We start from the raw sequence: 25,632 nt of genomic DNA, 5'->3' as shown, positions 1-25,632 counted from the left end.
TTGCCGCGATTCCCGCGCGAACGCCGAACCACGCGCGATGTGCCCGCACGCCGTCACCCATACCGGAGACCTCGTTCCATGATCGGAAGACTGCGCGGCACGCTGGCCCACAAGGCACCGCCCTGGCTGGTGATCGACGTCAACGGCGTCGGCTACGAACTCGAAGCGCCGATGAGCACGTTCTACGACCTGCCCGAGGTCGGCCGCGAAGTTGCGCTGTTCACGCACTACGCGCAGAAGGAGGACAGCGTCTCGCTGTACGGCTTCCTCCACGAATCCGAGCGGCGGCTGTTCCGCGACGTGCAGAAGGTCACCGGCATCGGCGCGAAGATCGCGCTGGCGATTCTGTCGGGTGTCAGCGTCGATACGTTCGCGCGGCTGGTGCAGACCGGCGATGTCGCGGCCCTGACCAAGATTCCCGGTATCGGCAAGAAGACCGCCGAGCGCATGGTCGTGGAATTGCGCGATCGCGCAGCCGATCTGGCCGGCGCGGGCGGGGCGATCGGCGGCGTACAGGTGCCGGCCGATCCGATGTCCGAAGCGATCGTCGCGCTGCAGCAGCTGGGCTACAAGCCGGCCGATGCGGTGCGGATGGCGAAGGCCGCCGCGAGTGAAGGCGACCCGCCCGAAATCATCATCCGGAAAGCGCTACAGTCCGCGCTTCGCTGACACCCCACACACTCGTCGGCAGGGTCGACACCACATGTCACACGCCAGCAGTTCGCCCGGCACGGGCCCGCGTACCCACGGTTCGGGACACGGCAAAGTGGGTCTCGTCGGACTGATCGCCGGCGCGATCGGCGTCGTCTTCGGCGACATCGGCACCAGCCCGCTGTACACGCTGCGCGAGGCGTTCTCGCCGCACTACGGGCTGGTGGCCAATCACGACACCGTGCTCGGCGTGCTGTCGATGATCTTCTGGTCGCTGATGATCGTGGTGACGCTCAAGTACGTCACGATCATCCTGCGCGCCGACAACGACGGCGAGGGCGGCATCATGGCGCTGATGGCGCTGGCCCAGCGCTGCCTCGCCAAGGGCGGCAAGTCCGCCTATCTGGTCGGCATCCTCGGCGTGTTCGGTGCATCGCTGTTCTTCAGCGATGGCGTGATCACGCCGGCGATCTCGGTGCTGTCTGCGGTCGAGGGCCTGGAGGTCGTCGCGCCCGGACTGCATGCCTGGATCATTCCGATCACCGTCCTCGTGCTGACGGCGCTGTTCGCCACCCAGCGTTACGGCACTGCCAAGGTCGGCCGCGTGTTCGGCCCGATCACGATCCTGTGGTTCTTCTCGCTTGCGGCGTTGGGTGTCTTCAACATCCTGCACGAGCCGGAGGTGCTCAACGCGATCAACCCGCTGTGGGCGGGGCGCTTCTTCCTGGAGCACAGCTGGGGCGGTGTTTTCATCCTCGGTGCGGTGGTGCTGGCGGTGACCGGTGGTGAAGCGATCTATACCGACATGGGTCACTTCGGCGCCAAGCCGATCCGCTACGCCTGGTATTTCTTCGTCCTGCCGTCGCTGATGCTCAATTACCTGGGGCAGGGCGCGCTGGTGCTCGAGGACCCGGCCGCGATCCAGAACCCGTTCTACATCGGGGTACCGCAGTGGGCGCGCTGGCCGATGATCGTGCTGGCGACCTGCGCCACCGTCATCGCCTCGCAGGCGGTGATCACCGGCGGTTTCTCGGTCGCGCGCCAGGCGATGCAACTGGGTTACATCCCGCGCATGCACGTGCGCCACACCTCCAGCGACACCATCGGCCAGATCTACATCCCCGGCATCAACTGGGCGATGGCGATCGTCGTGATCGCACTGGTGCTGACCTTCCAGACCTCGTCCGCGCTGGCTGCGGCCTACGGCATTTCTGTGTCGCTGACGATGCTGATCGACACCCTGCTGCTGATCGTTGTCGCCCGCGCGCTGTGGCCACGCTGGCGGCGCTGGGTGCTGCCGTGCTGCGCGGTTTTCATCTTCGTCGACGTGGCGTTCGTCGTCGCCAACGGCGCCAAGGTGCTGCAGGGTGCGTGGTTCCCGCTGGTGCTCGGCATCACGCTGTTCACTCTGCTGCGCACGTGGCGCCGTGGCCGCCAGCTGCTGCATGCCGAAATCCAGAAGGACGGCATCCGCCTCGATACCTTCCTGCCGGGTCTGATGCTGGCCCCGCCGGTGCGCGTGCCGGGCACCGCGGTGTTCCTGACCAGCGACCGCGGCATCGTGCCGCATGCGTTGATGCACAACCTCAAGCACAACAAGGTGCTGCACGAACGCAACGTCTTCCTGACGGTCGAAACGCTCACGCTGCCGTATGCGGCACCGGACCGGCGCCTGAAGATGGAATCGATCGGCGACGACTTCCACCGCATCACCATCCGGTTCGGCTTCATGGAAACGCCAGACGTGCCGATCGCGCTGATGCGTTGCGGCGACATCGAGGGCGGCATCGTGCTCGATCCGATGGACACCACGTATTTCACCAGTCGCGAGACCGTGGTCGCGAGTCCGCATCGCGGCATGCCGGTGTGGCGCGACAAGCTGTTCGCCTTCATGCACCGCAACGCGGCCCCAGCGACGGTGTTCTTCCGGATACCGGGGAACCGGCTGGTGGAGTTGGGGTCGCAGGTGCAGATCTGACGAATGGGCGCGTCGCACTTCTGCGGCCCGGTCTCGCAGGTGATTGTTTGAGACACGCTGCCAGGTGACGCGTTTCACGCAAGTTGCGTGTCGGCGCTCAATTTGTGGGCGGGGTGGTCGATAACGGGGTGATGCTGTCGAAGGCCTGCCTCGTATGCCAGTGCTCCAAACGATCGCCCAGAGTCCTGTTCTACCGCAGCGTGTGCTGGTGGTGGAAAATTCGCGCGCGTACGCACAGGCGATCGCCGGAGCGATCGAACTGCAGCTCGAACTCCCCGTCGTCGTCGCCTCCACGCTGGCCGAGGCGCGGGAGCTTCTCGATCGTCACGACGACTGGTTTCTTGCGCTGACGGGGCTGGTGTTGGCCGACGGGGACCGCGAGGCCGTGATCGACTGCTTTCATGATCGCGGCATCTCGACGGTCGTCGTCACGGGCGTCTATGACGAGGATTTGCGGGAGCGCATGTTGCGGCGCCGGGTCATCGACGTGGTGCTCAAAAGCACGCCGGGTAGCCTGGACTACATCATCTGGCTGGTGAAGCGTCTGGAGCGTAATCGGCGCATCTCGGCGCTGGTAGTCGACGACTCCGCATCCGCGCGACTGCACACCGTCGCGTTGCTGGAGACGTTCGGCTATCGCGTGGTGCAGGCTGTCGACGGCAGCAACGCGCTGCATGCATTGGAGTCGGATCCGACGATCCGCCTGGCGATCATCGACCAGGAAATGCCCGGCATGCAGGGCGTGGAGCTGACGCGGCGCCTGCGCGCGTTGCGCGCGCGCGACCGTGTCGCGGTGATCGGAGTGTCGGGACGTGAGGACGCCACCCTGGTGGCGCGTTTCCTCAAGAGCGGCGCCAACGACTTTTTGCGCAAGCCCTATTCGAGGGAGGAATTCTTTTGCCGGGTTTCGCAGAACGTCGATCAGCTGGAGTTGATCGGCAGCTTGCAGGATCTGGCGACGCGGGATTTTCTCACCGGCTTGCCGAACCGCCGCCACTTCCTGGATCAGGCTGAGCAGATGGTGATCCGCATGCAGGCCGTGCAGCGGCCGCTGGCAATGGCGATTCTGGATGTCGATCACTTCAAGCGCATCAATGACGGCTGGGGTCACGAGGCAGGAGATCACGCGCTGCGCGAGGTCGCGACTGTCCTGTCGTTGCACGCGCGTCCGGAGGATCTGGTCGCGCGTTTCGGTGGCGAGGAGTTCTGCGTCCTGGCGCCGGGTCTCGATCGCACCGCGCAGAGCGCGTATTTCGACACGCTGCGTCGACGTATCGAGGATCTGAGCATGGAGACGCCCAGCGGCGCCTTGCGCATGACGGTCAGCATCGGCGTACGGGCCGCGCGTGCCGGAGATGGTCTGCACCAGCTGTTGGCGGAAGCGGACAGGCGGCTGTACCTCGCCAAGGCGCGGGGCCGCAATCGGGTGGTCGAGACGGGTTGAGGCGGCGTCTCCACCCGCCGCGCTTGCTGTGAGACCGGTATGAGGTCGCGCGCCGGGCATGCGCTGTCCCGCTTTGCCTGCACTCGCGCACGAGAGCATCCCATCGGTGCGCTGGAATCCTGGTCGGGTGACCCCATGTCCAGTGCATGCCTACCTCCCCCAGCTCCATTCCATATTCCGTGCTCGATCTCGCTCCCGTGACCGAGGGCAGCACGCCGGCAGAGTCGTTCGCCCGTTCGCTCGATCTCGCCCGCCATGCGGAAGCGCTCGGCTACGCGCGCTACTGGCTGGCCGAACACCACAACATGCCCGGCATCTCCAGTGCAGCAACGGCCGTACTGATCGGGCACATCGCCGGCGGTACGTCGACGATCCGGGTCGGCTCGGGCGGGGTGATGCTGCCCAACCACGCGCCGCTGCAGGTAGCCGAGCAGTTCGGCACGTTGGCGTCGCTGTACCCGGGGCGTATCGATCTCGGTCTGGGGCGTGCGCCCGGGACGGATCAGCCGACGACGAAGGCGCTGCGCCGGTATTACGCTGGCGCGGATGCGTTTCCGTCCGACGTGATGGAGTTGCTGCGTTACTTCGAGCCGGCGCAGCCCGGCCAGCCGGTGCAGGCCGTGCCCGGCGCGGGTCTCGACGTGCCGGTGTGGATCCTCGGTTCCAGCCTGTTCGGGGCAGGGCTCGCAGCGACGCTCGGTCTGCCGTATGCGTTCGCCTCGCACTTCGCACCGGCGGCGATGTCGGAAGCGCTGGCGCTGTACCACCGTGATTTCCGTCCGTCGAAGCACTTGCGCCAGCCGCACGCGATGCTGGTGCTCAACGTGGTCGCGGCGGATTCACGCGCCGAAGCCGAGCGCCTGTTCACCACGCAGCAGCAGAGCTTCGTGCGTTTGCGGCGCGGCACACCCGGCCTGATCCCGCCGCCGATCGACGATATCGAGGCGTTCTGGTCGCCAGCCGAGAAGGCGATGGTCGCGCAGTCGCTGGCGTGCTCGGTGATCGGCGATCCGGACGACGTGCGTGACGGCATCGCCGAGTTCGTCGCGCGCCATCGCCCGGACGAACTGATGCTGACCGCCAACATCTTCGACCACGGCGCGCGCAAGCACAGCTTCGCGCTGGCCGCGGACGCGATGCGCGCCTGATTGGACCCAGTAGGAGCGCCCTCGGGCGCGATGCTCTGTGCTGAAGGCATCGCGCCCGAGGGCGCTTCCACGGCATGACCGCGCTCGTGGCATGCGATCATGCGCGGATGACCGCAGACCGCATCATCGCCGCCGACGCCACCCGCGAGGACGACGCCATCGAGGCGAGCATCCGGCCGCAGCGGTTGGACGAATACCTCGGCCAGTTGCCGGTCCGCGAGCAGATGTCGATCTTCATCGAAGCCGCGAAGCAGCGCCGCGAGGCGCTCGACCATGTGCTGATCTTCGGGCCGCCTGGCCTGGGCAAAACCACGCTGAGTCACGTGATCGCCAACGAGCTTGGCGTCGCGCTGCGCGTGACATCGGGGCCGGTGATCGAGAAAGCCGGCGATCTCGCCGCGCTGCTGACCAACCTGCAGCCGCACGATGTGCTCTTCATCGACGAGATCCACCGCCTGTCGCCGGTGGTGGAAGAAGTGCTGTATCCGGCGATGGAGGATTTTCAGCTCGATATCATGATCGGCGAGGGACCCGCGGCGCGTTCGATCAAGATCGATCTGCCGCCCTTCACCCTGATCGGTGCGACCACGCGCGCAGGTCTGCTGACCGCGCCGCTGCGCGATCGCTTCGGCATCGTGCAGCGCCTGGAGTTCTACAGCACTGAAGAACTGACCCGCATCGTGCGCCGCTCGGCGCAGATTCTCGGCCTGTCCTGCGAACCCGATGGCGCCGCCGAAATCGCCAAGCGCGCACGTGGCACGCCGCGTATCGCCAATCGTCTGCTGCGCCGTGTGCGTGATTACGCGCAGGTGCGCGCCGGTGGCCGCATCGATCGCGACGTGGCCAACGCTGCGATGCTGATGCTCAAGGTCGATCCGGAAGGCTTCGACGAGCTCGATCGCCGCCTGCTGCATCTGATCATCGAGAACTTCGACGGCGGCCCGGTCGGTGTCGAGTCGATGGCGGCCGCGCTCAGTGAGGAGCGCGGCACGCTTGAAGACGTCATCGAGCCGTATCTGATCCAGCAGGGCTATCTCGTGCGCACCGCGCGCGGCCGCATGGCGACGACCAAGGCCTGGCGCCATCTGGGCCTGGAACCGCGCCGCGACGCCACCGCGACCCCCGGGCACTTGTTCTGATGTCCCGAGAGATGCGGCTTTGACAGCGATTTCCAGCCCTGCAACCGGTCCGGCCGGTCTATTCAGTTGGCCGACACGCGTCTATTGGGAAGATACCGACGCAGGTGGCGTCGTCTATCACGCGCAGTACGTGGCTTTCATGGAGCGCGCGCGCAGCGAGTGGTTGCGGGCGCACGGCTACGGGCAGCAGATGTTGCGCGATACGCACGGCACGTTGTTCGCGGTCCGTGCGATGCGGATCGATTTCCGCAGTCCGGCGCGGCTCGACGATGCGCTGGAGGTCAGCGTGGCGCTGCGGCAATGCCGGCGTGCGAGCGCGGTGTTCGTGCAGGAGGTGCGCCGCGATGGCGATCTGCTGCTCGATGCCGAGGTCCGCGTCGCGGCATTGTCGGCATCCGATTTCAGGCCGCGTGCGATTCCGGACGCGCTCTATACACAACTCAAGTCACTCGAAACGTCAGCGGAGTAATCCTGGATGAGTCTCATGCCCGTGCTGTTGCAGTCCGCCGCCCAGGTGCAGGCGTTGCCCGAAGAGGCCGCCGCAGGCGCGACCGAACTCGCGAACACCGGTGCCGCTGCGGCTGCCACCGCGCCGATGGCCAACGAACTCAGCATTCTCGAGCTGATCCTGCACGCATCGATTCCGGTGCAGCTGGTGATGCTGCTACTGCTGTTCGCGTCGGTGTCCTCTTGGGTGATCATCTTCCGCAAGAAGCGTCTGCTCGATCGCGCCGAGAAGGAAGCCGACCGCTTCGAAGAGCGGTTCTGGTCCGGTGCCGAGATCAGCAAGCTCTACGCCTCGGCGACCGAGCGCAACCGTGAGATCGAGGGCCTCGAAGCCATCTTCGAAGCGGGCTACCGCGAGTATTCGCGTCAGCGGCAGCGTCGCGGCGTCGATGCGCGCACGCATCTCGAAGGTGCGCAGCGCGGCATGCGCGTCGCTGGCGCGCGCGAACTCGACGGGCTGGAGAGCAATCTCGAATACCTCGCCAACGTCGGTTCGATCGCGCCCTACGTCGGCCTGCTCGGCACTGTGTGGGGCATCATGATCTCGTTCCACGGCCTGGCCAGCGTCAAGGAGGCGACCATCGCCACCGTCGCGCCGGGCATCTCCGAAGCGCTGATCGCGACCGCGATGGGTCTGTTCGCAGCGATCCCGGCGGTGTGGGCCTACAACCGCTTCGCGACGAAGGTCGAGCGTGTCGCCACGCGCTTTGAGGCCTTCTCCGACGAGTTCTCTTCGATCCTCGAACGTCAGACCGGCACCGAGTGATTCCCGCGGCGCGCTCAGGCGCGCCGGTCCAGTCGCGTTCGACCGTCCCCGCATCCGGATTCCGCCATGTCGTCGATCTCCCTTCGCCGTTCCAAGCGGCGCAAGCTCAAGAACGAAATCAACGTCGTGCCCTACATCGACGTGATGCTGGTGCTGCTGATCATCTTCATGGTCACCACGCCGCTGATGAATCTGGGCACCGACATCAACCTGCCGGATTCGCGCGCGATGTCGCTCGGCTCGCCGCAGGATCCGGTCGTGGTCAGCGTGTATCCCGACGGCCAGCTCGCGTTGATGGTGGAGCGCCAGAACACGTCGGTCACGCGTGAGGATCTGGTTGCACGCCTGCGCGGCATCCACACGCAGAACCCGGATGCGACGATTCTCGTCAGCGGCGACGGCGCGGCCAGCTATCAGCGGATCATGAACGCCATCGACCTCATCAACGAGGCCGGCATCACCAAGGTCAGCCTGATCAGCCGTCCGGCGGAAAGCGCGAACTGAGATGCGCGAGTCGCGTTCCGACAATGTGGTGGCGATCGGACTGTCGATCCTGGTCCATGTGCTGCTGTTCGGCCTGATCATCCTCGGCGCGCTGTGGAGCGCGTCGTCGCGGCCCGAATCGGCGATGGGCTCGCCGGTCTCGGCCGACCTCATCGACCCCAACGCGCTGAGTGCCGCCGACCAGCGGGCCCTGGCCAACCGGCCCGAGCCGCTGCCCGATCCTGAGCCCGCGCCCGAGCCGGTTCCCGATCCCGTGCCGGAACCGGTGCCCGAACCGGTCGAAGAGCCCGCGTCCGCACCGCCGCAACCGTTGCCCGAACCGCGCCCCGAGGACGCCGTCGAGCAGCGCCAGCCGCAGCTGCAGGAAGTCGTGCCCGAGCCCGATACCGTCTCGCAGGCCGCCGTGCGTCGCGATGCGCTGGCTGCCGAGCAGCGCGAGAAAGAACAGGAAGAGAAGCGTCGTCAGGCGCAGGTCGAGCTGGCCGAGCAGCAGAAGCAGCAGGAAGCCGAGGAAAAGCGCCGGCTCGCGCGCCAGGAGCTCGAGAAGCTGCGTGCCGAGCGCGAGAAGACCCAGCGCGAAGCGCAGCTGTCGGAGCAGCGTCTGAAGCAGATCGCCGAGCGCAATGCGCAGCAGGCGTCCGAGCAGCGCGCCGCCGCATCCGCCGCGAGCCCGCCGCCGGGTCGTCCCGATGGCGACAGCGGTCTGGCTGCGAAGTACGCCGCCGCGATTCAAGAGGCCGTACGCCGTAATTGGCGTCGCCCTGACAACGTGCAAGTCGGCCAGCGCTGCCGCCTCTACATCACCCAGTTGCCGGGTGGCGAGGTCATGAATGTCGAGTTCGATGCCTCGTGCCCTTATGACGCGCAGGGGCGTCGTTCGGTCGAGGCCGCGGTGCGCGCGGCCGAGCCGCTGCCGTACGAGGGCTTCCAGTCTGTGTTCAATCGCAGGCTCAATTTCACTTTCACAGCGCAGGATTGATGCCCGCACCTGGGGCGGCACACGCGTCGCTGTGCGGTCGACACGCAATGAGCGCAGCTCGTGGTGCCACAGGGGCGTCACCGCGTCACCGCGTCGCCCTGAGCGAGGCGAGCCAGGCGGTGTGGCTTGTGCGCCAGGAGGCAGGCCCCTATGAATGCATTGCAGTGTGGCAATCCGGCAGGTGCCCGGCGGCAAGGTCCTGGTCGCGGACGTTCTGCCCGTCTACGCCTACTTAGCCGTGCAGCAGTCTTGCTCCGGGCGGTTAGCCGCGCCGCTGCCGGATGCCCGGTTCGAGCCGGGTTTCTCGCAGACCCTCACCATCCCGTTCACCTTCGCAGTCCCATGATTGCGCTGGTATTCATCCTGTCCCCCGGTCCAGCGGCCAAGCTGCCCGGGTTAACTCTCTTCAAACCGGTAAGCCGATGAAACCCATTCTGATCCGTTGCCTGTTGGCTCTGTTCGCACTCGGCCTGCCCATGCTCGCCAGTGCGCAGCAGCAGGGCCTCGAGATCGACATCACCGGCGGCAGCGCCCAGGCGATGCCGATCGCGGTCGTGCCGATGCCCTACCAGGGCAGCGGTGCCGCGCCCGATACCGATGTGGCCGCCGTCGTGCGCGCCGACCTTGACCGTTCCGGCCAGTTCCGTTCGCTGCCCGAGCGCGACATCGTCGAGCGTCCGACCCGCGGCAGCGAGGTCCAGTACCCGACCTGGCGCGCGCTGCGTCAGGATTTTCTGGTTGTGGGCCGCGTCGTCGACGCCGGTGGCGGTAGCTACCGGGTCGAGTACGAGCTGTTCGACGTCGCCAAGCAGGAGCGCGTGCTCGGCCTGGCGATGACCGCGCGGCCCAATGCGATGCGTGATGTCGCCCACCAGATGGCCGACGCGATCTACGAGAAGATCACCGGCGTGCGTGGCGCGTTCTGGACCCGGATCGCCTACATCACCCAGACCGGTGTCGGTCAGAGCGCCCGCTACGCCCTGATCGTCGCCGACTCCGACGGCCACAGCCCGCAAACGGTGGTGCGCTCCAACGAGCCGCTGATGTCGCCGACCTGGAGCCCGGACGGTCGCCGCGTTGCCTACGTCAGCTTCGAGAGCGGCAATTCGGCGATCTACATCCAGGACATCACCAGCGGTGGTCGCGAGCTGGTCTCGAGCTTCCGCGGGATCAACGGTGCGCCGGCATTCTCGCCGGACGGTCGTCGTCTGGCGCTGTCGCTCTCGCGCAGCGGCAACCCCGAGATCTATGTGATGGATCTCGGCAGCAAGGCGTTGACCCAGGTCACCAACCACTTCGCCATCGACACCTCGCCCTCGTGGGCGGCCGATGGTGGCAGCCTCTATTTCATCTCCGACCGCGGTGGACGCCCCCAGGTCTACCAAGCACCGGTGTCTGGTGGCAGCGCCACCCGCGTGACCTTCGAGGGCAGCTACAACGCCGACCCGTCGGTGTCCTTCGATGGCAAGAAAATCGTCGTAGCGCAAGGTTCGGGCAACGTGTACCGTATTGCACTGCTGGATCGCAGCCTGGGGTCGCCCCGCTGGTCTACGCTGTCGCCAGGGTCGCTCGACGAATCGCCGAGCTTTGCCCCGAACGCCGGCATGGTCCTGTACGCGGCGCGTGAGGGGCGCAGGGGTGTGCTGTACTCGGTGTCCTCGGATGGCCGTGTGCGTCAGCGCCTCGTCCTCGCCGATGGCGATGTGCGCGAGCCGGCATGGGGTCCGTACCGGGAACAGCGCTGACGCTGCCTGCACGTCCCGAACAATAACAATTGCCCTGTTGCCATAGAAAACCAAGGACCGACGAGATGAAGATGACCACCCGTTTGATGCTGGCCGCGATGCTCTGCACCGCCGCTGTCGCATGTTCCAAGAAGGTCAAGGAAGAGGCACCGGTCGATACCGGTCCGTCAACCGGCACCGTTGCGCCGACCGGCCCGACTGCCGGCGCCTACACTCCGGCCGACCTCGACAGCGACGCATGTCTGCGTCAGCGCGTCGTCTACTTCGACCTGGATCAGGACAACCTGCGTCCCGAGTTCCAGGCCGTGATGGCCTGCCACGCCAAGTACCTGCGTGACCGCAGCGCTTCGCGCATCTCGCTGGAAGGCCACGCCGACGAGCGCGGCAGCCGCGAGTACAACCAGGGTCTGGGCGAGCGTCGTGGCAATGGCGTGTCCTCGGCGCTCCAGGCGAACGGTGGTTCGGCTGCCCAGCTTGCCGTCGTGAGCTACGGCGAAGAGCGTCCGGTCTGCAATGACTCGAACGAAGATTGCTGGGCCCGCAATCGTCGCGTCGAGATCATCTACACGGCTCGTTGATGCGTTCGATGCGTCATTGGCTGGTGCTCCCAGTCGCGTTCGCGGCGACCCTCGTGGTCGCCGCGCCCGCGTGGGCACAACGGGCGAGCCTCGCGGACCGCGTGGCTTCGCTTGAAGCGCGTGCAGGCGATACCAGCGCGAACGTCGATCTGCTCAACCAGCTCAATCAGCTGCGGCAGGAGGTCGTGTCGCTGCGCTCGCAGGTCGAAGAGCTCCAGCAACAGAACGAGCAGCTCAAGTCCAGCAACCGCAACCAGTATCTCGACATCGACGGCCGGCTCAACCGGCTCGAGAGCGGACAGGGTGGCGGAGGTGGTGGTCTGGAGTTGCCGGATTCAGCCGGCGCTGCGACGCCGGCACCCGCGGCAGACACGAATGCGCAGGCCGCGCGCGGATCTGCGACGGGCAATGCGCCCGCTGCGCCCCAGGCAGCACCCGCAGACGAACGCGCCGCGTATGAGCAGGCGTTCGATGCATTGAAGAATGCGCGTTACGACGAATCTGCCACGCTGTTCCAGGGTTTCCTGCAGCAGCATCCGCAGGGCAGCTACGCGCCGAACGCGTTGTACTGGCTCGGCGAAAGCTATTACGTCACCCAGAATTATGCATTGGCCCAGGAGCAGTTTCTGTCGCTGCTGCAGCGTTATCCGCAGAGTGACAAGGCGCCGGGTGCGATGCTCAAGGTCGGCCTGTCGCAGTACGGCCTGAAGGACCTCGACGGCGCAGAGACGACGCTCGCCGATGTCGGCAAGCAGTATCCCGGCACCGACGCGGCACGCACCGCCGCCGACCGGCTCCGCGCGATCCAGCTCTCGCGCCTGCGCTGATCCATGACCGCTGTCGCGCCCGATGCGGTCGCCGCGTCCGCGGCCGACCGGCTCAAGCTCACCGAAGTCTTTCTGTCGTTGCAGGGCGAAGCCCGCGACGCCGGATGGCCGACGGTGTTCGTCCGTCTGACCGGCTGCCCCCTGCGCTGCACCTACTGCGACACCGCGTACGCGTTCCACGGCGGCAACTGGTGGACGATCGACGACATCCTGGCTGAGGTCGCGAAACATGGCGTCCGCCACGTCTGCGTGACCGGCGGCGAGCCGCTAGCGCAGAAGCGCTGTATCGGCCTGCTGCAGCGCTTGTGTGATGCCGGCTACCAGGTCTCGCTGGAAACCTCCGGCGCGCTGGACATCAGCGAAGTCGATGCGCGCGTGAGTCGCGTTCTCGACATCAAGACACCGGCCTCCAACGAAGCGCATCGCAATCGCTGGGACAATCTCCCGCTGCTGACCGCACACGACCAGATCAAGTTCGTCGTGTGCTCGCGCGCCGATTACGAGTGGGCGCGCGACATCGTGTTGACCAAGGGTCTGCCGCATCGCTGCGACGTGCTGTTCTCGCCGAGCAAGGGCGAGATCACCGGCCGCGAACTGGCCGACTGGATCGTCGCCGACCGCCTGCCGGTGAAGTTCCAGATGCAGCTGCACAAGCTGCTGTGGGACGACGCGCCCGGGCGTTGAGCCGCGCGCCTGACCGAAGGCTGCGTTAGCCTGTCACGCGACATCCGAATTTCCGTTCCACATTCAGATTGCCCATGAAAAAAGCCGTCGTCCTGTTGTCCGGAGGCATGGACTCCGCCGCCGTCATCGCCATCGCCCAGGAACAGGGCTTCGATGTGCATGCGCTGAGCGTGCGCTACGGCCAGCGCCACACATCCGAACTCGATGCCGCTGCGCGCGTCGCCACGGCGATGGGCGTCACCGTGCACAAGACCGTCGACGTCGACTTGCGCAGCATTGGCGGCTCGGCACTCACCGACGACATCGACGTGCCGGAAGCGGGCGGCGCAGGCATTCCGGTGACTTACGTGCCGGCGCGCAACACCATCATGCTGTCGCTCGCCCTCGGATGGGCCGAAGTGCTCGGCGCGGCCGACATTTTCTGTGGCGTCAACGCGGTCGACTATTCCGGCTATCCCGACTGCCGTCCCGAATTCGTCGAGGCATTCGAACGTCTGGCCAACCTCGCGACCAAGGCGGGCGTCGAAGGCGCCGGCATCCGCGTGCACGCCCCGCTGCAGCGCATGGGCAAGGGTGACATCGTGCGCGAAGGCGTGCGCCTCGGCGTCGACTTCGGCCTGACCGTGTCCTGCTACAACGCCGATGCACAGGGTCTGGCCTGCGGTCACTGCGACGCGTGCCGCCTGCGCGCCGACGGATTCGACGCAGCGGGCGTGCCCGATCCGACGCATTACGCGAACACGACGGCCTGAGGCCGACGCGCCGCCCACATTGCGCTAGAATGCGCCCCCTGCGCCGGCCACTGCTGCCGGCGACAGTCTTCCGGGTCGTTAGCTCAGTCGGTAGAGCATCGGACTTTTAATCCGCTGGTCGATGGTTCGAATCCATCACGACCCACCAGCTCTACAAAGGCTTAGCGCCTCTCGATGCGCGACTCCGTAATCATCTCTGTAATCGCAGCCCGCAATTTCGCGGCATCTGTTCGGTCAGGCCGAGCGTCTGTTGCTTGTCGGCGAACGTGCCGGGCGTATCGGTGCCACCCTTGCGCTTCCGGTCGTGGAGGCCGAAGCGCTGGTCGGAGGTGATGATTTCTTCCTCGATCGCCAGCTTGATGAAGCGCCGCCAGGCGGTATTCAGGCCCGAGCTGGTAACCGGCTCGCGGTGCTGGGCGAGGATGACCATGCGGTCTTCTGCCTGCAGCGGTGTGATGCGGGTGATGCGCTCGATGATGCCGCGGCGGTAGGCCGTGGCTGCGTCTCACCCGGCGCGCAAGCGCGAGTTACTGCAGACGTCGTTGGCGCGGCTGCCTTTGCGGGGCTGAGTGCGGATGCTGACGTCGTCAGCTTGGGCCTCGGTCAGCTTCTCGATGTCTGTCCGCTCAATCCGCGTCCAGCACCGTTTCCAGAACGGCGTCGCCGTAGCGTTCCAGCTTGCCGGCGCCGACGCCGCCGATGCCGCCGAGCTGGCCGTGGCTGATCGGGCGCAGGCGTGCGATCTCGCGCAGCGTGGCGTCGTGGAAGATCACGTAGGCGGGCACATTCTGTTCGCGCGCCAGGCGTCCGCGCAATGCACGCAGTGACTCGAACAGTGGGCGGTCGGCCGGTGCCAGATCGATGTCGGCGCCGGTCGCGGCGCGCGTGGTCCGTGCGCGTTCCTTCGTGTTGGTCGGCTTGCGCAGCATCACCTGCGTCTCGCCCTTGAGCACGCCGCGGCTGGCTTCGGTCAGGCGCAGGCCGCCATAGCCTTCGGCGTCGACGTCGAGCAGACCCTGCGCGACCAGCTGGCGCAGCACGCTCTTCCACACGCGCGCATCGACGTCGGTGCCGACGCCATAGGTGCTGAGCTGGTTGTGGCCGAACTGGCGGATGCGCTCGCTTTCGCTGCCGCGCAGGATGTCGATGATGTGCGCGGCGCCGAAGCGCTGGCCGCTGCGGTAGACGCAGCTCAGCGCCTTCTGTGCGGGCACGGTGGCATCCCACGCGGCTGGCGGGTCGAGGCAGTTGTCGCAATTGCCGCAGGGCTGGCCCGCGCCCTTGGCCGCGTAGTCCTCGCCGAAGTTCGCCAGCAGCACCTGACGGCGGCAGCGCATCGTCTCGCAGTAGCCGACCAGTGAATCGAGCTTGCGGTGTTCCAGGCGCTTGCGTTCGTCGCCGGAATCGGACTGTTCGATCATCTGCCGCAGCAGCACCAGATCGCCGAGGCCGTAGCACATCCACGCATCGGCGGGCTCGCCGTCTCGGCCGCCGCGGCCGGTTTCCTGGTAGTAGCCCTCGATCGATTTCGGCAGGTCGGTGTGCGCGACGAAGCGCACGTCCGGCTTGTCGATGCCCATGCCGAACGCGATCGTCGCGACCACCACCACGCCGTCGCTGCGCAGGAAGCGCCGCTGGTTGGCCGCGCGCAGGTCCGCGTCCATGCCGGCGTGATACGGAATCGCGTCGATGCCCTGGCCGGCGAGGTACTCGGCGGTTTCCTCGACCTTGCGCCGCGACAGGCAGTAGACGATGCCGGCTTCGCCGCGATGTCCCTGCACGAAGTCGAGCAGCTGACGCTTGGCGTTGTCCTTCTGCACCACGGTGTAGCGGATGTTGGGCCGGTCGAAGGAACTGACGAAGCGGCGCGCGTCCTCCAGCTGCAGGCGCTCGGCGATCTCGCGCTGGGTCGGCGGATCGGCGGTCGCGGTCAGCGCGATGCGCGGCACGTGCGGCCAGCGCTCGTGCAGGATCGTCAGCTCGCGGTATTCGCGGCGGAAATCGTGGCCCCACTGCGACACGCAGTGCGCCTCGTCGATCGCGAACAGCGCGAGCGGGGCACGGTCGAGCAGTGACAGGAAGCGGGGTGTGAGCAGGCGCTCGGGCGCGACGTAGAGCAGGTCGAGTTCACCGGCCAGCAGTTCGCGCTCCACGCGCTGCGCGGTCTCGCCATCGAGCGTGGAGTTGAGGAACGCCGCGCGCACGCCAGACTGCAGCAACGCGTCCACCTGGTCCTGCATCAACGCGATGAGCGGTGACACCACGATCGCCACGCCGTCGCGCAGCAGCGCGGGCACCTGGAAACACATCGACTTGCCGCCGCCAGTGGGCATCAGCACCAGGGCATCGTGGCCGGCGGCCACGTGGGCGACGATCGCGGATTGTTCGCCACGGAATGCGGCATGGCCGAACACGCGCTGCAGAACCTTGAGCGCGCCGGCATCTGAAGACGAAGACATCGCACAAGGATACCGGCTGCGGCCAGTGCGCCGGGGGGCCGCGGAGTCCGTGTTTGTTAAGCTGCCCGATCTTCCCGCAGGACCCGCGCATGACCTCGACCACCGGCGCCAACGGCATGCCGCTGCACACCAAGATGCTGATCGGCTTCGTGCTCGGGACCGTGGCCGGCATCGCCGCCAATCTCTATATCGGCGAAGCGGGCTGGCTCGACGTTCTGATCACCTACGTGACCGATCCCGTCGGTCAGATCTTTTTGCGCTTGTTGTTCATGCTGGTGATGCCGCTGGTGTTCTCTGCGCTGATCCTGGGCGTGGTCGAGATCGGCGACCCCGCGTCGCTGGGTCGCATCGGCATCAAGACCCTGGTGTGGATCCTTGCGGTGACATCCGTCGCCGTGGTCATCGGCCTGATCGCGGTGAACGTGCTGCAGCCCGGTCTTGGCCTGTCGCCGGAGATCGGCCAGCAGTTGCTGGCAGACACCTCGCAGCGCGCCGGCGAGATTGCTACCGCGCGCGAGGGCGTGTCGGGTCTGCAGGTGCTGCTCAACATCGTGCCGCGCAATCCGGTGGCGGCCGCCGCCGAGGGCGACCTGATTGCGGTGATGTTCTTCTCGCTGATGTTCGGTATCGCCGCGACGGTGATCCGCAGCGACGGCACGCGCAGCTTCGTTTCCGCAGTGCAGGGCGTGTATGACATCTGCCTGAAGCTGATCGGCTGGGTGATCGCGCTGGCGCCCTACGCGGTGGCCGCGCTGCTGTTTTCGATCACCGCCAAGCTCGGTGTCGACGTGCTGATCCAGCTGGCGCGCTTCGTCGGCACCGTGCTGCTGGCGCTGGGCGTGCATTTCTTCATCGTCATTCCGATTCTGCTGCGGGTGTTCGGCGGCATGGGCCCGCTGGCGTTCTTCCGCGGCGCGCAGCCGGCATTGCTGACTGCATTCTCGACCTCGTCATCCAGCGCGACGCTGCCGACCACGCTGAAGGTCACCGAGGAGAACCTCGGTGTGCCGCGCCGGGTGGCGCGCTTCGTGTGCACCCTCGGCGCGACCGCCAACATGAACGGAACAGCGCTGTTCGAAGGCATCACGGTGCTGTTCCTGGCGCAGTTCTTCGGTGTGGACCTGAGCATGGGGCAGCAGGTCATGATCCTGGTGCTGTGCATCTTCGGCTCGATCGGCGCGGCCGGCGTGCCGGGCGGGTCGTTGCCGGTCATCGCGATGATCCTGGTGATGTTCGGTATTCCGCCCGAAGGCATCGGCCTGATCCTGGGCGTCGACCGCCTGCTCGACATGTGCCGCACCGTCGTCAATATCGGCGGCGACATGGCCGGCTCTGTCGTCATCGGCCGCAGCGAGCTGCAGTACGAGAGCCGGGACGGAACCGACGCCACGGCAGTACCGGTCGACAGCCGCGGCTGACCGCGCGAGACGCGCCCGCCCGGCAACGATCCGGCGGGCGTGGGACAATCGTCGGCTCCCGTCCTCGCAGCCGCCTCCAGTCCAGTCCATGACCCAGCAGACCCGTCGCGAACTCGCCAACGCCATCCGTTTCCTCGCCATCGACGCCGTCGATGCCGCCAAGTCCGGCCATCCCGGCATGCCGATGGGCATGGCGGACATCGCCGAAGTGCTGTGGAACGACCACCTCAGCCACAACCCGGCGAACCCGCAGTGGTTCAACCGCGACCGCTTCGTGCTGTCGAACGGCCACGGCTCGATGCTGCATTACGCGCTGCTGCACCTGTCGGGTTACGACCTGCCGCTGGAAGAGCTGAAGAACTTCCGTCAGTTGCACAGCAAGACCGCCGGTCACCCGGAGCGCCACGAGACGCCCGGCGTCGAGACCACCACCGGTCCGCTGGGCCAGGGCTTCGCGAACGCCGTCGGCTTCGCGCTTGCCGAACGCCTGCTCGCGCAGCACTTCAACCGCCCCGAATTCGCCGTCGTCGACCACCGCACCTGGGTGTTCATGGGCGACGGTTGCCTGATGGAAGGCATCTCGCACGAGGCCGCGTCGCTCGCCGGCACGCTGGGCCTGGGCAAGCTGGTCGCGTTCTGGGATGACAACCGCATCTCGATCGACGGCAACACCGAAGGCTGGTTCACCGACGACACTCCGGCGCGTTTCGAGGCCTACGGCTGGCGTGTGATCCGCGACGTCGACGGCCATGATGCCGACGCGATCTCGCGTGCGATCAAAGCCGCCACCGCCGAAGACGACAAGCCGGTGCTGGTGTGCTGCCGCACGACGATCGGCTTCGGCTCTCCCAACCGCGCCGGCAAGGAGTCCTCGCACGGCGCGCCGCTGGGCAAGGACGAGTCCGACGCCACGCGCGCCGCGCTCGGCTGGAACCACGGTCCGTTCGACGTGCCGCAGGCGCTGCGCGACGGCTGGCGCGCGGTCGAAGCCGGCCAGGTGCGCGAGTCGGAATGGAACCAGCAGTTCGACGCCTACCAGGCGAAGTACCCGGATCTCGCCGCCGAACTCGTGCGCCGCTCGCACGGCGACCTGCCGGACGGCTTCGTCGAAGCGGCCGATGCCTTCATCGCCAAGCTGCAGAGCGACGGCCCGACGATCGCCTCGCGCAAGGCCTCGCAGATGGCGATCGAAGCGTTCGCGCCGCTGCTGCCGGAAATCATCGGCGGCTCGGCCGACCTGGCGCATTCCAACCTAACCCTGTGGAAGGGCAGCACGTCCGCAGCCAGCACCGATGCCAACGCGAACTACGTCTATTACGGCGTGCGCGAGTTCGGCATGAGCGCGATCGCGAACGGTTTGGCGCTGCACGGCGGCTTCATCCCGTTCGACGCGACGTTCCTGGTCTTCAGCGACTACGCACGCAACGCGGTGCGCATGAGCGCGCTGATTCCGGCGCACGCGATCCATGTCTACACGCATGATTCGATCGGTCTGGGCGAAGACGGCCCGACGCATCAGCCGGTCGAGCATCTCGCGAGCCTGCGCTACATCCCGAACAACGACGTGTGGCGCCCGTGCGACGCGGTCGAATCGGCGGTGGCGTGGAAGTCGGCGATCACGCGCCAGGACGGCCCGAGCTGCCTGATCTTCTCGCGCCAGAATCTGCCGCACCAGGCACGCGACGCCGCGCAGGTCGCTGACATCGCGCGCGGCGGCTACGTGCTGAAGGATTCGGTCGGCGCGCCCGAGATCATCCTGATCGCGACCGGTTCGGAGATCGGCCTCGCCACCCAGGCCGCCGAGCAGCTGGGCGACACGGTGCGCGTGGTGTCGATGCCCTCGACCGACGTGTTCGACCGTCAGGACGCGGCGTATCGCGAATCGGTGCTGCCGAACGCCGTGCGCAAGCGTGTCGCGATCGAAGCCGGCGTCACCCCGTTCTGGCGCGCCTACGTCGGTCTCGACGGCGCCGTGATCGGCATCGACACCTTCGGCGCCTCGGCCCCGGCCGACAAGCTGTTCCAGCACTTCGGCATCACGGTCGAGAAGATCGTCGAGGCGGCGAAGGCGCTTTGATCGTTCTGCACGACCGTTGAAGGTGTCAAGAAAAAGCCCGCAGATGCGGGCTTTTTCGTGGCCGGTGTGAGCCCGCGAACGCTTGCCCATGCGCGTCTCGAGCCGATAGCCCATGTAGGAGCGCGCTTGCGCGCGATTGGCACTCCTGCAAATGCCCGTTCGCGCGCGAGCGCGCTCCTACAGAGGATGTCAGGCCTTGGGCGTGTCGTGCTTGCTCCCGCCCCGGCAATGCGGCGAATCGGGCACCTGCACTTCGGCCGCCCATTCCTCGGGCGTGAACGTATGCAGCGCCAGCGCGTGGATCTGCTGCATCTGCGGGCCGAGCGCGCGATACACCGCCTGGTGCCGCTGCAGCGCACGCTTGCCTTCAAACGCCGCGCTGACCACGACTGCCTTGTAATGCGTTTCCAGCCCGCGGCTGTGCATGTGGCTTTCGTCCTCGACATCGAGATGCGTGGGCTGCAATGCGGCGAGGACGTCGCGAAGCTGGTCGGCGCGGGTGGTCATGGTCGGGTCCTGCAGGGATGTCGTCGAACGAGATGGAGGCGCGCTGCGATTTCGCAACTCGACCTCAGGCAGCGGACGTCGGTGCGATCACATCCTGGGGCGCACTGGGACGCTCAGTGCGTCTAAGTCCCAGCGACACCAGACGCGCCATCAGGTGCTCGTTGAGGCCGCTGGGCGCCTGCAGCTGCATGCGTGCGAGCGCCGGCGTGTCGTCACCGATCCCCTCGCGCAGCGCTTCGAATATCGTCGCGAGCTTGCCGCGTCGCGTCGCGGTCTGCGTGCGCAGCCAGGCCAGCGCACGCAGCAGGCGCTGTTCGACGACATCGAAATCGCTGCCTAGCGGATAGTCGGGCAGGCTGCCGTCGGCGCGGAGCGGTGCCAGGGATTTGCGCAGCGTGTCCGGCGTGTTGCGCTGCCAGGGCTCGGGTACGACAAAGCGCGCATCGAGTTTGCCGGCCGCCTGCGCACGCGTCACGAGTCCCGCCTGATGCGGCGCCTCGGCAATCCGCACCATCGCGCGTGTGCAGTCCTCGTCGGTCGCGCCGCGGATGTCGGCGATGCCGTATTCGGTGATGTAGACGTCGCGCAGATGCCGCGGAATCGTCGTGTGGCCGTAGTTCCAGCGGATGTTGGCCTCGCGGCCGCCACCGGCATCGCGCGCGGCGCGCAGCAGCAGCACCGAGCGCGCGTCGGGCAGCGCGTGACCCATCGCGACGAAGTTGTACTGGCCGCCGACGCCGGACACCACGCGACCATCCTCCAGTCCATCCGACACCGCCGCGCCGAGCGCGGTCGCCATCATGCAGCTGTTGAAGAAGCGCGCATCGCGTCGCTGCAAACGTTCCAGACCTTCGTCGAGACCGTAGAGCTCGTTGACCTCGCCGACGCGCTTCATGCCGATGCCGCGACGGGTCTCGTCGTCGAGTCCGCGCAACCAGGCGTAGAAGTCCGGCGAGCCGAGATAGAAGGCGCCGTGCAGGAACTCGCCGTTGCGCTCGATCAGATCGAGATCCAGTGCGCTCGCGGTGCCGTCGTTGACGCGCCGCATCAGGCTGGCCTTGTCGACGACACGACGCTTGATCACGCCCACTTCGACCAGGCGTTTGAAGCCCTCGTTGATCATCTCGCTGCAGCCGTAGAGGCCGACCTCGAAAGGATCAAGTCCACCGACGGCCTGCACCGTGCGATGCGTGGCGAGATCGGGATCGAGCGCATGCAGCACGCGCCGATACGCGGCGTTGTCGGTGTGGCGCAGCGCCAGTGCATGGCACAGCGCATCGGCGAGCGCGCCGATGCCGATCTGCAGCGTGCCGCCGTCGCGCACCAGCGTGCTGGCGTAGAAACCGATCGCATAATCGGCATCCGACACCGGCTGGCGCGGCAGGCCGAACAGACGCGGGTAGGGCGGTGGCGGCGCGATCACGACATCGAAGAACGCGGCATCCACCGCTGCGGTGCCGTCGAGCCAGGGCAGCGCAGGATCGACTTCGCCGACGACCAGCGGGCGCGGATGACCGGCTTTGACGAGCGCATCGATCGCGTCGAAGGTCAGGTCGGTGTTGGACGACAGCGAGAAGCGCGTGCCGTCGTCATTCGCCGCGACCTTCTGCACCAGCACGTTGACGCCGCGGTCGGCGAGCGCGCGTGCCACGTGCGTGTAGTTGAGGCTCGCGTAGCGGCGCTGCGCCTGCGATGAGCCCAGCATCGCGCCGGACTGCATGTAGAACTCTTCGACCTCGACATGCGGCGGCAGCGCGTTGCGGCGCAGCGCATCCACATACTTCAGATGCACGAAGTCCTCGCCGAAATGCCGCTTCGCGAACGGGCCGATGAAACGGCCTTCCAGATCGTCCCCGCCTTTGGGCGGATCCAGCGAGAGCGCGGTGTAGACCGTGAACGGTCGCGCGGGATCTGCAATCGCGGCATCGAACAACGCATTGAGCAGGCGGTGCGGCTTGCCGATGCCGAGCGGCGCACCGATGTGGAGGGCACCGTCGACATGCGCATGGATGCGGCTGACGGCGTCTTCGATGGAGTCGACGTAGGCGGTCATGGCGTGAGGATACGCAGGCGCACGTGAATAGGCGGCCGCCTGGGCGTCGGCTGTCTCAACATCGTGCTTGAGCCGCTACATCCGACGCGTGCCACGTCTTAGGCTGATGCCGATGACACAAGGCTCAGTCAGCGCGTGGGGGTCGCCCGGGGTCGCACGCGGATGGCATCCGGTTCGGCAGTAATCTCCGCATTCGCGTCCTGGCCCAGCAGGGTCAGCACCGCGCTCAGCGGCATGCCGTCGAAGTTCAGTGACACCGTGTGGTCGAGGTCGACACCGTCGGCGATCTCGAGAGGCACGCCACTGGCGGCGGCGATGCGCTCCAGCACGTCCCGGGCGCTCACCTCGGTAACGGACAGCGCGATCTCCGCCTGCGCGCCGGTCGCTGCGTAGCTGGTGCCGGAAGTGAAGCGCACTGCGTCATGCGCGGGCGCGGCTGCGGCGGCCCGCGGCGCGATGTCAGACGTGGGCGCGACAGGCGCCGCATCGCCATTGGCGCTGCCGCAGCCGGAGAGCGCGGCGGCAACGACATATGCAGCAGACAGCAGACGCGGACCTGGGAAGCATGACTTGCGCATCGTGAGCTCCTTGCGTTCGACGGGTCAGGTGGGTCAGGCGAAGGCACGATACCGCCGCGCCTCTACGCCGGCATCACGACGCCAGCATCTCCGGCTTGAACAGCGCCCGCCTCGAACGTTCGTCGCCGCTGACCATGAATTGTCCGTCGCCGCGGTAGTGCACGGTGCGCGGCCATCTCGGGCGTTTGGCCGCGTGCGCGGCGACGACGCGCCAGACGAACAGCGGGTAGTCGGCGGTGATGCGGGTTTCGTGCAGGCGACATTCGAAACGCGCGTGGCATTCGCCGATGCTGGGTGCATCGACGTTGCTGCCGTCGACGGCGGTCAGGCCGAAGCGTTCGAACTTGTCTTGATCCGCGCTGCTGCAGTTGCCGATGCGCACGACGGTATCGAGCATGTCGGCCGTCGGCAGATTGAGGACGCATTCGCGGCTGGCGCGCGCGAGGGCGTGGCTGCGGTTGGCGGACCAGATGTAGGTGCCGACGAGGTCGTAGCCCAGCATCATGTGCCAGCCCAGCGTCATGATGCCGCGCTCGCCCTTGTGCGCGGTGGACAGCAGTACGACGGGGCCGGGTTCGAGAAAGCGACGCGTCTGGTCGGGCGGGATCGGGTGGGTGCGGGGCATGGCGGACACCTGCAGGCGGGCCTGCGATTGCCGCAGGTCGCCAGTGAACGTTGTGTCGCCCGGTCAGTCGAGCGTGTGCACCGCGTCGGCGAGGCGTCGCACGTCGTCGCTGGTGTGGCTGACGTAGAGCATCGGCAGGCGCACTTCGTCGCGCACGCGCTGCAGCCACGGAATCAGGTCTTCGCGTCGCGCTTCGTCCAGGGCCGACAGCGGCTCGTCGAACAGCAGCACCGCCGGCTGCGACAGCAACGCACGGCCGATCGCCACCCGTTGTGCTTCGCCGCCGGAGAGATTCGCCGGCTGGCGCTGCAGCAGCGCGCCGATGCCGAGCAGTTCGACCACGTGATCGAGTTCGAAGGTGTCGGCGCCCGCGTGGTGGCGGCCGTAGCGCAGGTTGCGCAGCACGTCGAGATGCGGGAACAGGCGTGCGTCCTGGAACACGTAGCCGACCCGCCGGCGATGCGCGGGCACGTCGATGCGCGCAGCGCTGTCGAACAGCACTCGGCCGTCGATCTCGATGCGGCCGGCACGTGGACGCACGAGCCCCGCGATCGCATTGAGCACGCTGGTCTTGCCGGCGCCGGATGGGCCGGTCAACGCGAGCACGCGCTGCGTAGCGTCGATGCGGATGTGGCGCGCGAAGCTGCCGCGGCGCAGGTCGATATCGACGTGCAGCATCAGTCGTACACCTCGCCGCGCTGGCGCCGCACCAGCCATTCGGACGCCATCAGTGCGGCCAGCGAGATCGCCACCGACACGGCCGCGAGCCGCCAGATGCCGGCTTCGCCATCGGGCACCTGCATCAGCCCGTAGATCGCGGACGACACGGTCTGCGTTTCGCCGGGAATGTTGGAGACGAAGGTGATCGTCGCGCCGAACTCGCCCAGCGCCTTCGCGAACGCCAGTACCGCGCCGGCGATCACGCCGGGCCACGCCAGCGGCAGTGTGATCGTGCAGAACACCCGCAGCGGACTGGCGCCGAGCGTGGCCGCGGCCTGCTCGAGACGGCGGTCGACGTTCTCGATCGACAGCCGGATCGTGCGCACCAGCAGCGGGAATCCCATGATCGCGCTGGCCAGCGCGGCGCCGGTCCAGCGGAACGCGAACGAGATGCCGAGCGTCTCTTCAAGCCAGCGCCCGATCAAACCGTTTCCACCGAGCAGCACCAGCAGCGCGTAGCCCACCACGACCGGCGGCAGCACCAGCGGCAGATGCACCAGCGCGTCGAGCAGGGACTTGCCGAAGAAGCGGCGGCGCGCGAGCAGCCACGCGATCGCAATGCCCAGCGGCAGGCTGCACAGCGCAGCGACCGTCGCGACTTTCAGGCTGAGCTGGATCGCGACGAGTTCGTCGGGCCCGAAGCCCAGCAGCGTGCCGGAGTCCACCATCCGTCAGCGGATCGAGAAGCCGTGCGCGCGGAAAATCGCCGACGCGGCTTCGCTGTCGAGCCAACGCACGAAGGCATCGGCCTGGCGGTTGCGACTGGCGGCGACGCGCGCCACGGGATAGACGATCGCCGGATGGCTGTCGGCCGGGAACGCTGCCAGCACCTTGACCCGCGGCTCGGCCTTCGCATCACTGCCGTAGACCACGCCCAGCGGCGCCTCGCCGCGCGCGACGAGGGTCAGCGCCGAACGCACGCTGTCGGATTCGGCGACGCGCGGTTGCAGCGCCGACCACTGGCCCAGCGATTCGAACGCTGCCTTGGCGTACTTGCCGGCCGGCACGCTCGCGGTCAGCGCCAGCGACAGACGGCCGCGCGCGCCCAGCAACGGCAGCAGATCGGTGCCGCGCGCGAGCGTCAGCGGTTGGGCGGTGCTGTCGGCCGGGGCGACCAGCACCAGCGTGTTGCCGAGCAGCACGCGGCGCGAGGCGGTATCAATGAGATTGCGTGCCTGCAGCCAGTCCATCCACTCCAGGTCGGCGGACACGAACACGTCGGCCGGCGCGCGCTGCTCGATCTGCCGCGCAAGCGCGGAGCTGGCGGCGTACGAGACGCGCACCGCCTGGCCGGTGTCCTGCTGATAGCGCGCGGCCGCGGCGTCCATTGATTCCTTGAGGCTGGCGGCGGCGAAGACCGTGATCGGCGCGCGCTCCTGGGCGATGGCGGGCAGGACGGCGAGCGCAGTGAAGACGGTGAGCAGCAGAGCGGCGGACGCGCGCAGCCAGCTGGGGGAGCGGAGCATATGCATGGAGATTCCAGTGAGAGGACG

The 25,632-nt window shown here is 67.2% G+C and carries 25 protein-coding genes and 1 tRNA gene; 17 read left to right on the top strand and 9 right to left on the bottom strand.

From position 1 onward, the window contains the following. Positions 1 to 78 precede the first annotated feature (78 nt). From ruvA to ACZ9YD_RS14580, 15 genes are all read left to right on the top strand, one after another. On the top strand, positions 79 to 669 hold the full coding sequence (ruvA, locus tag ACZ9YD_RS14650) for a Holliday junction branch migration protein RuvA (RefSeq protein WP_465075997.1): 591 nt from the start codon (positions 79 to 81) through the stop codon (positions 667 to 669). A 34-nt stretch (positions 670 to 703) separates the two neighbouring features. Then, positions 704 to 2,629 (top strand): potassium transporter Kup, encoded by a 1,926-nt coding sequence (locus tag ACZ9YD_RS14645; RefSeq protein ID WP_465075996.1) that lies wholly within the window; start codon positions 704 to 706, stop codon positions 2,627 to 2,629. Positions 2,630 to 2,783: 154 nt separating this feature from the next. After that, positions 2,784 to 4,073 (top strand): diguanylate cyclase, encoded by a 1,290-nt coding sequence (locus ACZ9YD_RS14640; protein WP_465075995.1) that lies wholly within the window; start codon positions 2,784 to 2,786, stop codon positions 4,071 to 4,073. Between the two features lie 146 nt (positions 4,074 to 4,219). Continuing rightward, complete coding sequence (locus ACZ9YD_RS14635) at positions 4,220 to 5,221, top strand: LLM class flavin-dependent oxidoreductase (RefSeq protein ID WP_465075994.1); 1,002 nt, start codon at positions 4,220 to 4,222, stop codon at positions 5,219 to 5,221. 107 nt (positions 5,222 to 5,328) lie between these two features. After that, complete coding sequence (ruvB, locus tag ACZ9YD_RS14630; RefSeq protein ID WP_465075993.1) at positions 5,329 to 6,360, top strand: Holliday junction branch migration DNA helicase RuvB; 1,032 nt, start codon at positions 5,329 to 5,331, stop codon at positions 6,358 to 6,360. A 19-nt stretch (positions 6,361 to 6,379) separates the two neighbouring features. Then, on the top strand, positions 6,380 to 6,829 hold the full coding sequence (gene ybgC, locus ACZ9YD_RS14625) for a tol-pal system-associated acyl-CoA thioesterase (protein WP_465075992.1): 450 nt from the start codon (positions 6,380 to 6,382) through the stop codon (positions 6,827 to 6,829). Between the two features lie 6 nt (positions 6,830 to 6,835). Further along, the gene (gene tolQ / locus ACZ9YD_RS14620) at positions 6,836 to 7,633 is read left to right on the top strand and encodes a protein TolQ (protein WP_465075991.1); all 798 of its coding nucleotides are present in this window, start codon (positions 6,836 to 6,838) and stop codon (positions 7,631 to 7,633) included. 66 nt (positions 7,634 to 7,699) lie between these two features. Then, positions 7,700 to 8,137 (top strand): ExbD/TolR family protein, encoded by a 438-nt coding sequence (locus ACZ9YD_RS14615; RefSeq protein WP_232137340.1) that lies wholly within the window; start codon positions 7,700 to 7,702, stop codon positions 8,135 to 8,137. 1 nt (position 8,138) lies between these two features. Further along, positions 8,139 to 9,116 (top strand): cell envelope integrity TolA family protein, encoded by a 978-nt coding sequence (locus tag ACZ9YD_RS14610; RefSeq protein ID WP_465075990.1) that lies wholly within the window; start codon positions 8,139 to 8,141, stop codon positions 9,114 to 9,116. 422 nt (positions 9,117 to 9,538) lie between these two features. After that, positions 9,539 to 10,861, top strand: a complete 1,323-nt coding sequence (gene tolB, locus ACZ9YD_RS14605; protein ID WP_465075989.1) for a Tol-Pal system beta propeller repeat protein TolB — start codon at positions 9,539 to 9,541, stop codon at positions 10,859 to 10,861. 65 nt (positions 10,862 to 10,926) lie between these two features. Then, a complete protein-coding gene (gene pal, locus ACZ9YD_RS14600) occupies positions 10,927 to 11,439 on the top strand; it encodes a peptidoglycan-associated lipoprotein Pal (protein ID WP_465075988.1) in 513 nt (170 codons plus the stop codon). An 8-nt stretch (positions 11,440 to 11,447) separates the two neighbouring features. Continuing rightward, the gene (gene ybgF / locus ACZ9YD_RS14595) at positions 11,448 to 12,266 is read left to right on the top strand and encodes a tol-pal system protein YbgF (protein ID WP_465076054.1); all 819 of its coding nucleotides are present in this window, start codon (positions 11,448 to 11,450) and stop codon (positions 12,264 to 12,266) included. A gap of 3 nt (positions 12,267 to 12,269) precedes the next feature. Then, complete coding sequence (gene queE, locus ACZ9YD_RS14590) at positions 12,270 to 12,950, top strand: 7-carboxy-7-deazaguanine synthase QueE (protein WP_465075987.1); 681 nt, start codon at positions 12,270 to 12,272, stop codon at positions 12,948 to 12,950. A 74-nt stretch (positions 12,951 to 13,024) separates the two neighbouring features. Further along, the gene (gene queC, locus ACZ9YD_RS14585; protein WP_465075986.1) at positions 13,025 to 13,702 is read left to right on the top strand and encodes a 7-cyano-7-deazaguanine synthase QueC; all 678 of its coding nucleotides are present in this window, start codon (positions 13,025 to 13,027) and stop codon (positions 13,700 to 13,702) included. A 72-nt stretch (positions 13,703 to 13,774) separates the two neighbouring features. Continuing rightward, positions 13,775 to 13,850: transfer RNA gene (locus ACZ9YD_RS14580), tRNA-Lys, on the top strand. Between the two features lie 42 nt (positions 13,851 to 13,892). Here the strand turns inward: ACZ9YD_RS14580 and ACZ9YD_RS14575 are convergent. Both ACZ9YD_RS14575 and recQ read right to left on the bottom strand, forming a co-directional pair. Next, entirely contained in the window at positions 13,893 to 14,132 is a 240-nt protein-coding gene (locus tag ACZ9YD_RS14575; protein WP_465075984.1) for a hypothetical protein, read from the bottom strand. Between the two features lie 196 nt (positions 14,133 to 14,328). Beyond that, a complete protein-coding gene (gene recQ / locus ACZ9YD_RS14570; protein ID WP_465075983.1) occupies positions 14,329 to 16,161 on the bottom strand; it encodes a DNA helicase RecQ in 1,833 nt (610 codons plus the stop codon). 89 nt (positions 16,162 to 16,250) lie between these two features. On the opposite strand from recQ, the gene ACZ9YD_RS14565 reads away from it, so the two are divergent. Together ACZ9YD_RS14565 and tkt are read left to right on the top strand one after the other, a co-directional pair. Then, a complete protein-coding gene (locus ACZ9YD_RS14565; RefSeq protein ID WP_465075982.1) occupies positions 16,251 to 17,579 on the top strand; it encodes a dicarboxylate/amino acid:cation symporter in 1,329 nt (442 codons plus the stop codon). An 88-nt stretch (positions 17,580 to 17,667) separates the two neighbouring features. Beyond that, entirely contained in the window at positions 17,668 to 19,656 is a 1,989-nt protein-coding gene (gene tkt / locus ACZ9YD_RS14560; RefSeq protein ID WP_465075981.1) for a transketolase, read from the top strand. 189 nt (positions 19,657 to 19,845) lie between these two features. Here the strand turns inward: tkt and ACZ9YD_RS14555 are convergent, their stop codons facing one another. The 7 genes from ACZ9YD_RS14555 to modA form a co-directional block, all read right to left on the bottom strand. Continuing rightward, complete coding sequence (locus tag ACZ9YD_RS14555) at positions 19,846 to 20,163, bottom strand: BolA family protein (protein WP_465075980.1); 318 nt, start codon at positions 20,161 to 20,163, stop codon at positions 19,846 to 19,848. A 64-nt stretch (positions 20,164 to 20,227) separates the two neighbouring features. After that, positions 20,228 to 22,216 carry an acetyl-CoA hydrolase/transferase C-terminal domain-containing protein gene (locus ACZ9YD_RS14550; protein ID WP_465075979.1) on the bottom strand — a complete coding sequence of 663 codons (1,989 nt, stop codon included), beginning with the start codon at positions 22,214 to 22,216 and terminating at the stop codon, positions 20,228 to 20,230. Positions 22,217 to 22,344: 128 nt separating this feature from the next. After that, a complete protein-coding gene (locus ACZ9YD_RS14545) occupies positions 22,345 to 22,794 on the bottom strand; it encodes a hypothetical protein (protein WP_465075978.1) in 450 nt (149 codons plus the stop codon). Between the two features lie 73 nt (positions 22,795 to 22,867). Then, complete coding sequence (locus tag ACZ9YD_RS14540; protein WP_465075977.1) at positions 22,868 to 23,419, bottom strand: flavin reductase family protein; 552 nt, start codon at positions 23,417 to 23,419, stop codon at positions 22,868 to 22,870. Between the two features lie 63 nt (positions 23,420 to 23,482). Continuing rightward, entirely contained in the window at positions 23,483 to 24,097 is a 615-nt protein-coding gene (locus tag ACZ9YD_RS14535; RefSeq protein ID WP_465075976.1) for an ATP-binding cassette domain-containing protein, read from the bottom strand. Next, positions 24,097 to 24,807, bottom strand: coding sequence for a molybdate ABC transporter permease subunit (gene modB, locus ACZ9YD_RS14530; protein WP_465075975.1), 711 nt, complete (start codon positions 24,805 to 24,807; stop codon positions 24,097 to 24,099). The genes ACZ9YD_RS14535 and modB overlap by 1 nt, the downstream gene beginning before the upstream one ends. Before the next feature lie 3 nt (positions 24,808 to 24,810). Beyond that, a complete protein-coding gene (modA, locus tag ACZ9YD_RS14525) occupies positions 24,811 to 25,605 on the bottom strand; it encodes a molybdate ABC transporter substrate-binding protein (protein WP_465076053.1) in 795 nt (264 codons plus the stop codon). Positions 25,606 to 25,632 lie beyond the last annotated feature (27 nt).

This window comes from Luteimonas sp. AC640a, from assembly GCF_979256585.1.
The sequence above is the reverse complement of the archived record's forward strand: the minus strand, read 5'-3'. Positions and strand labels throughout refer to the sequence as shown.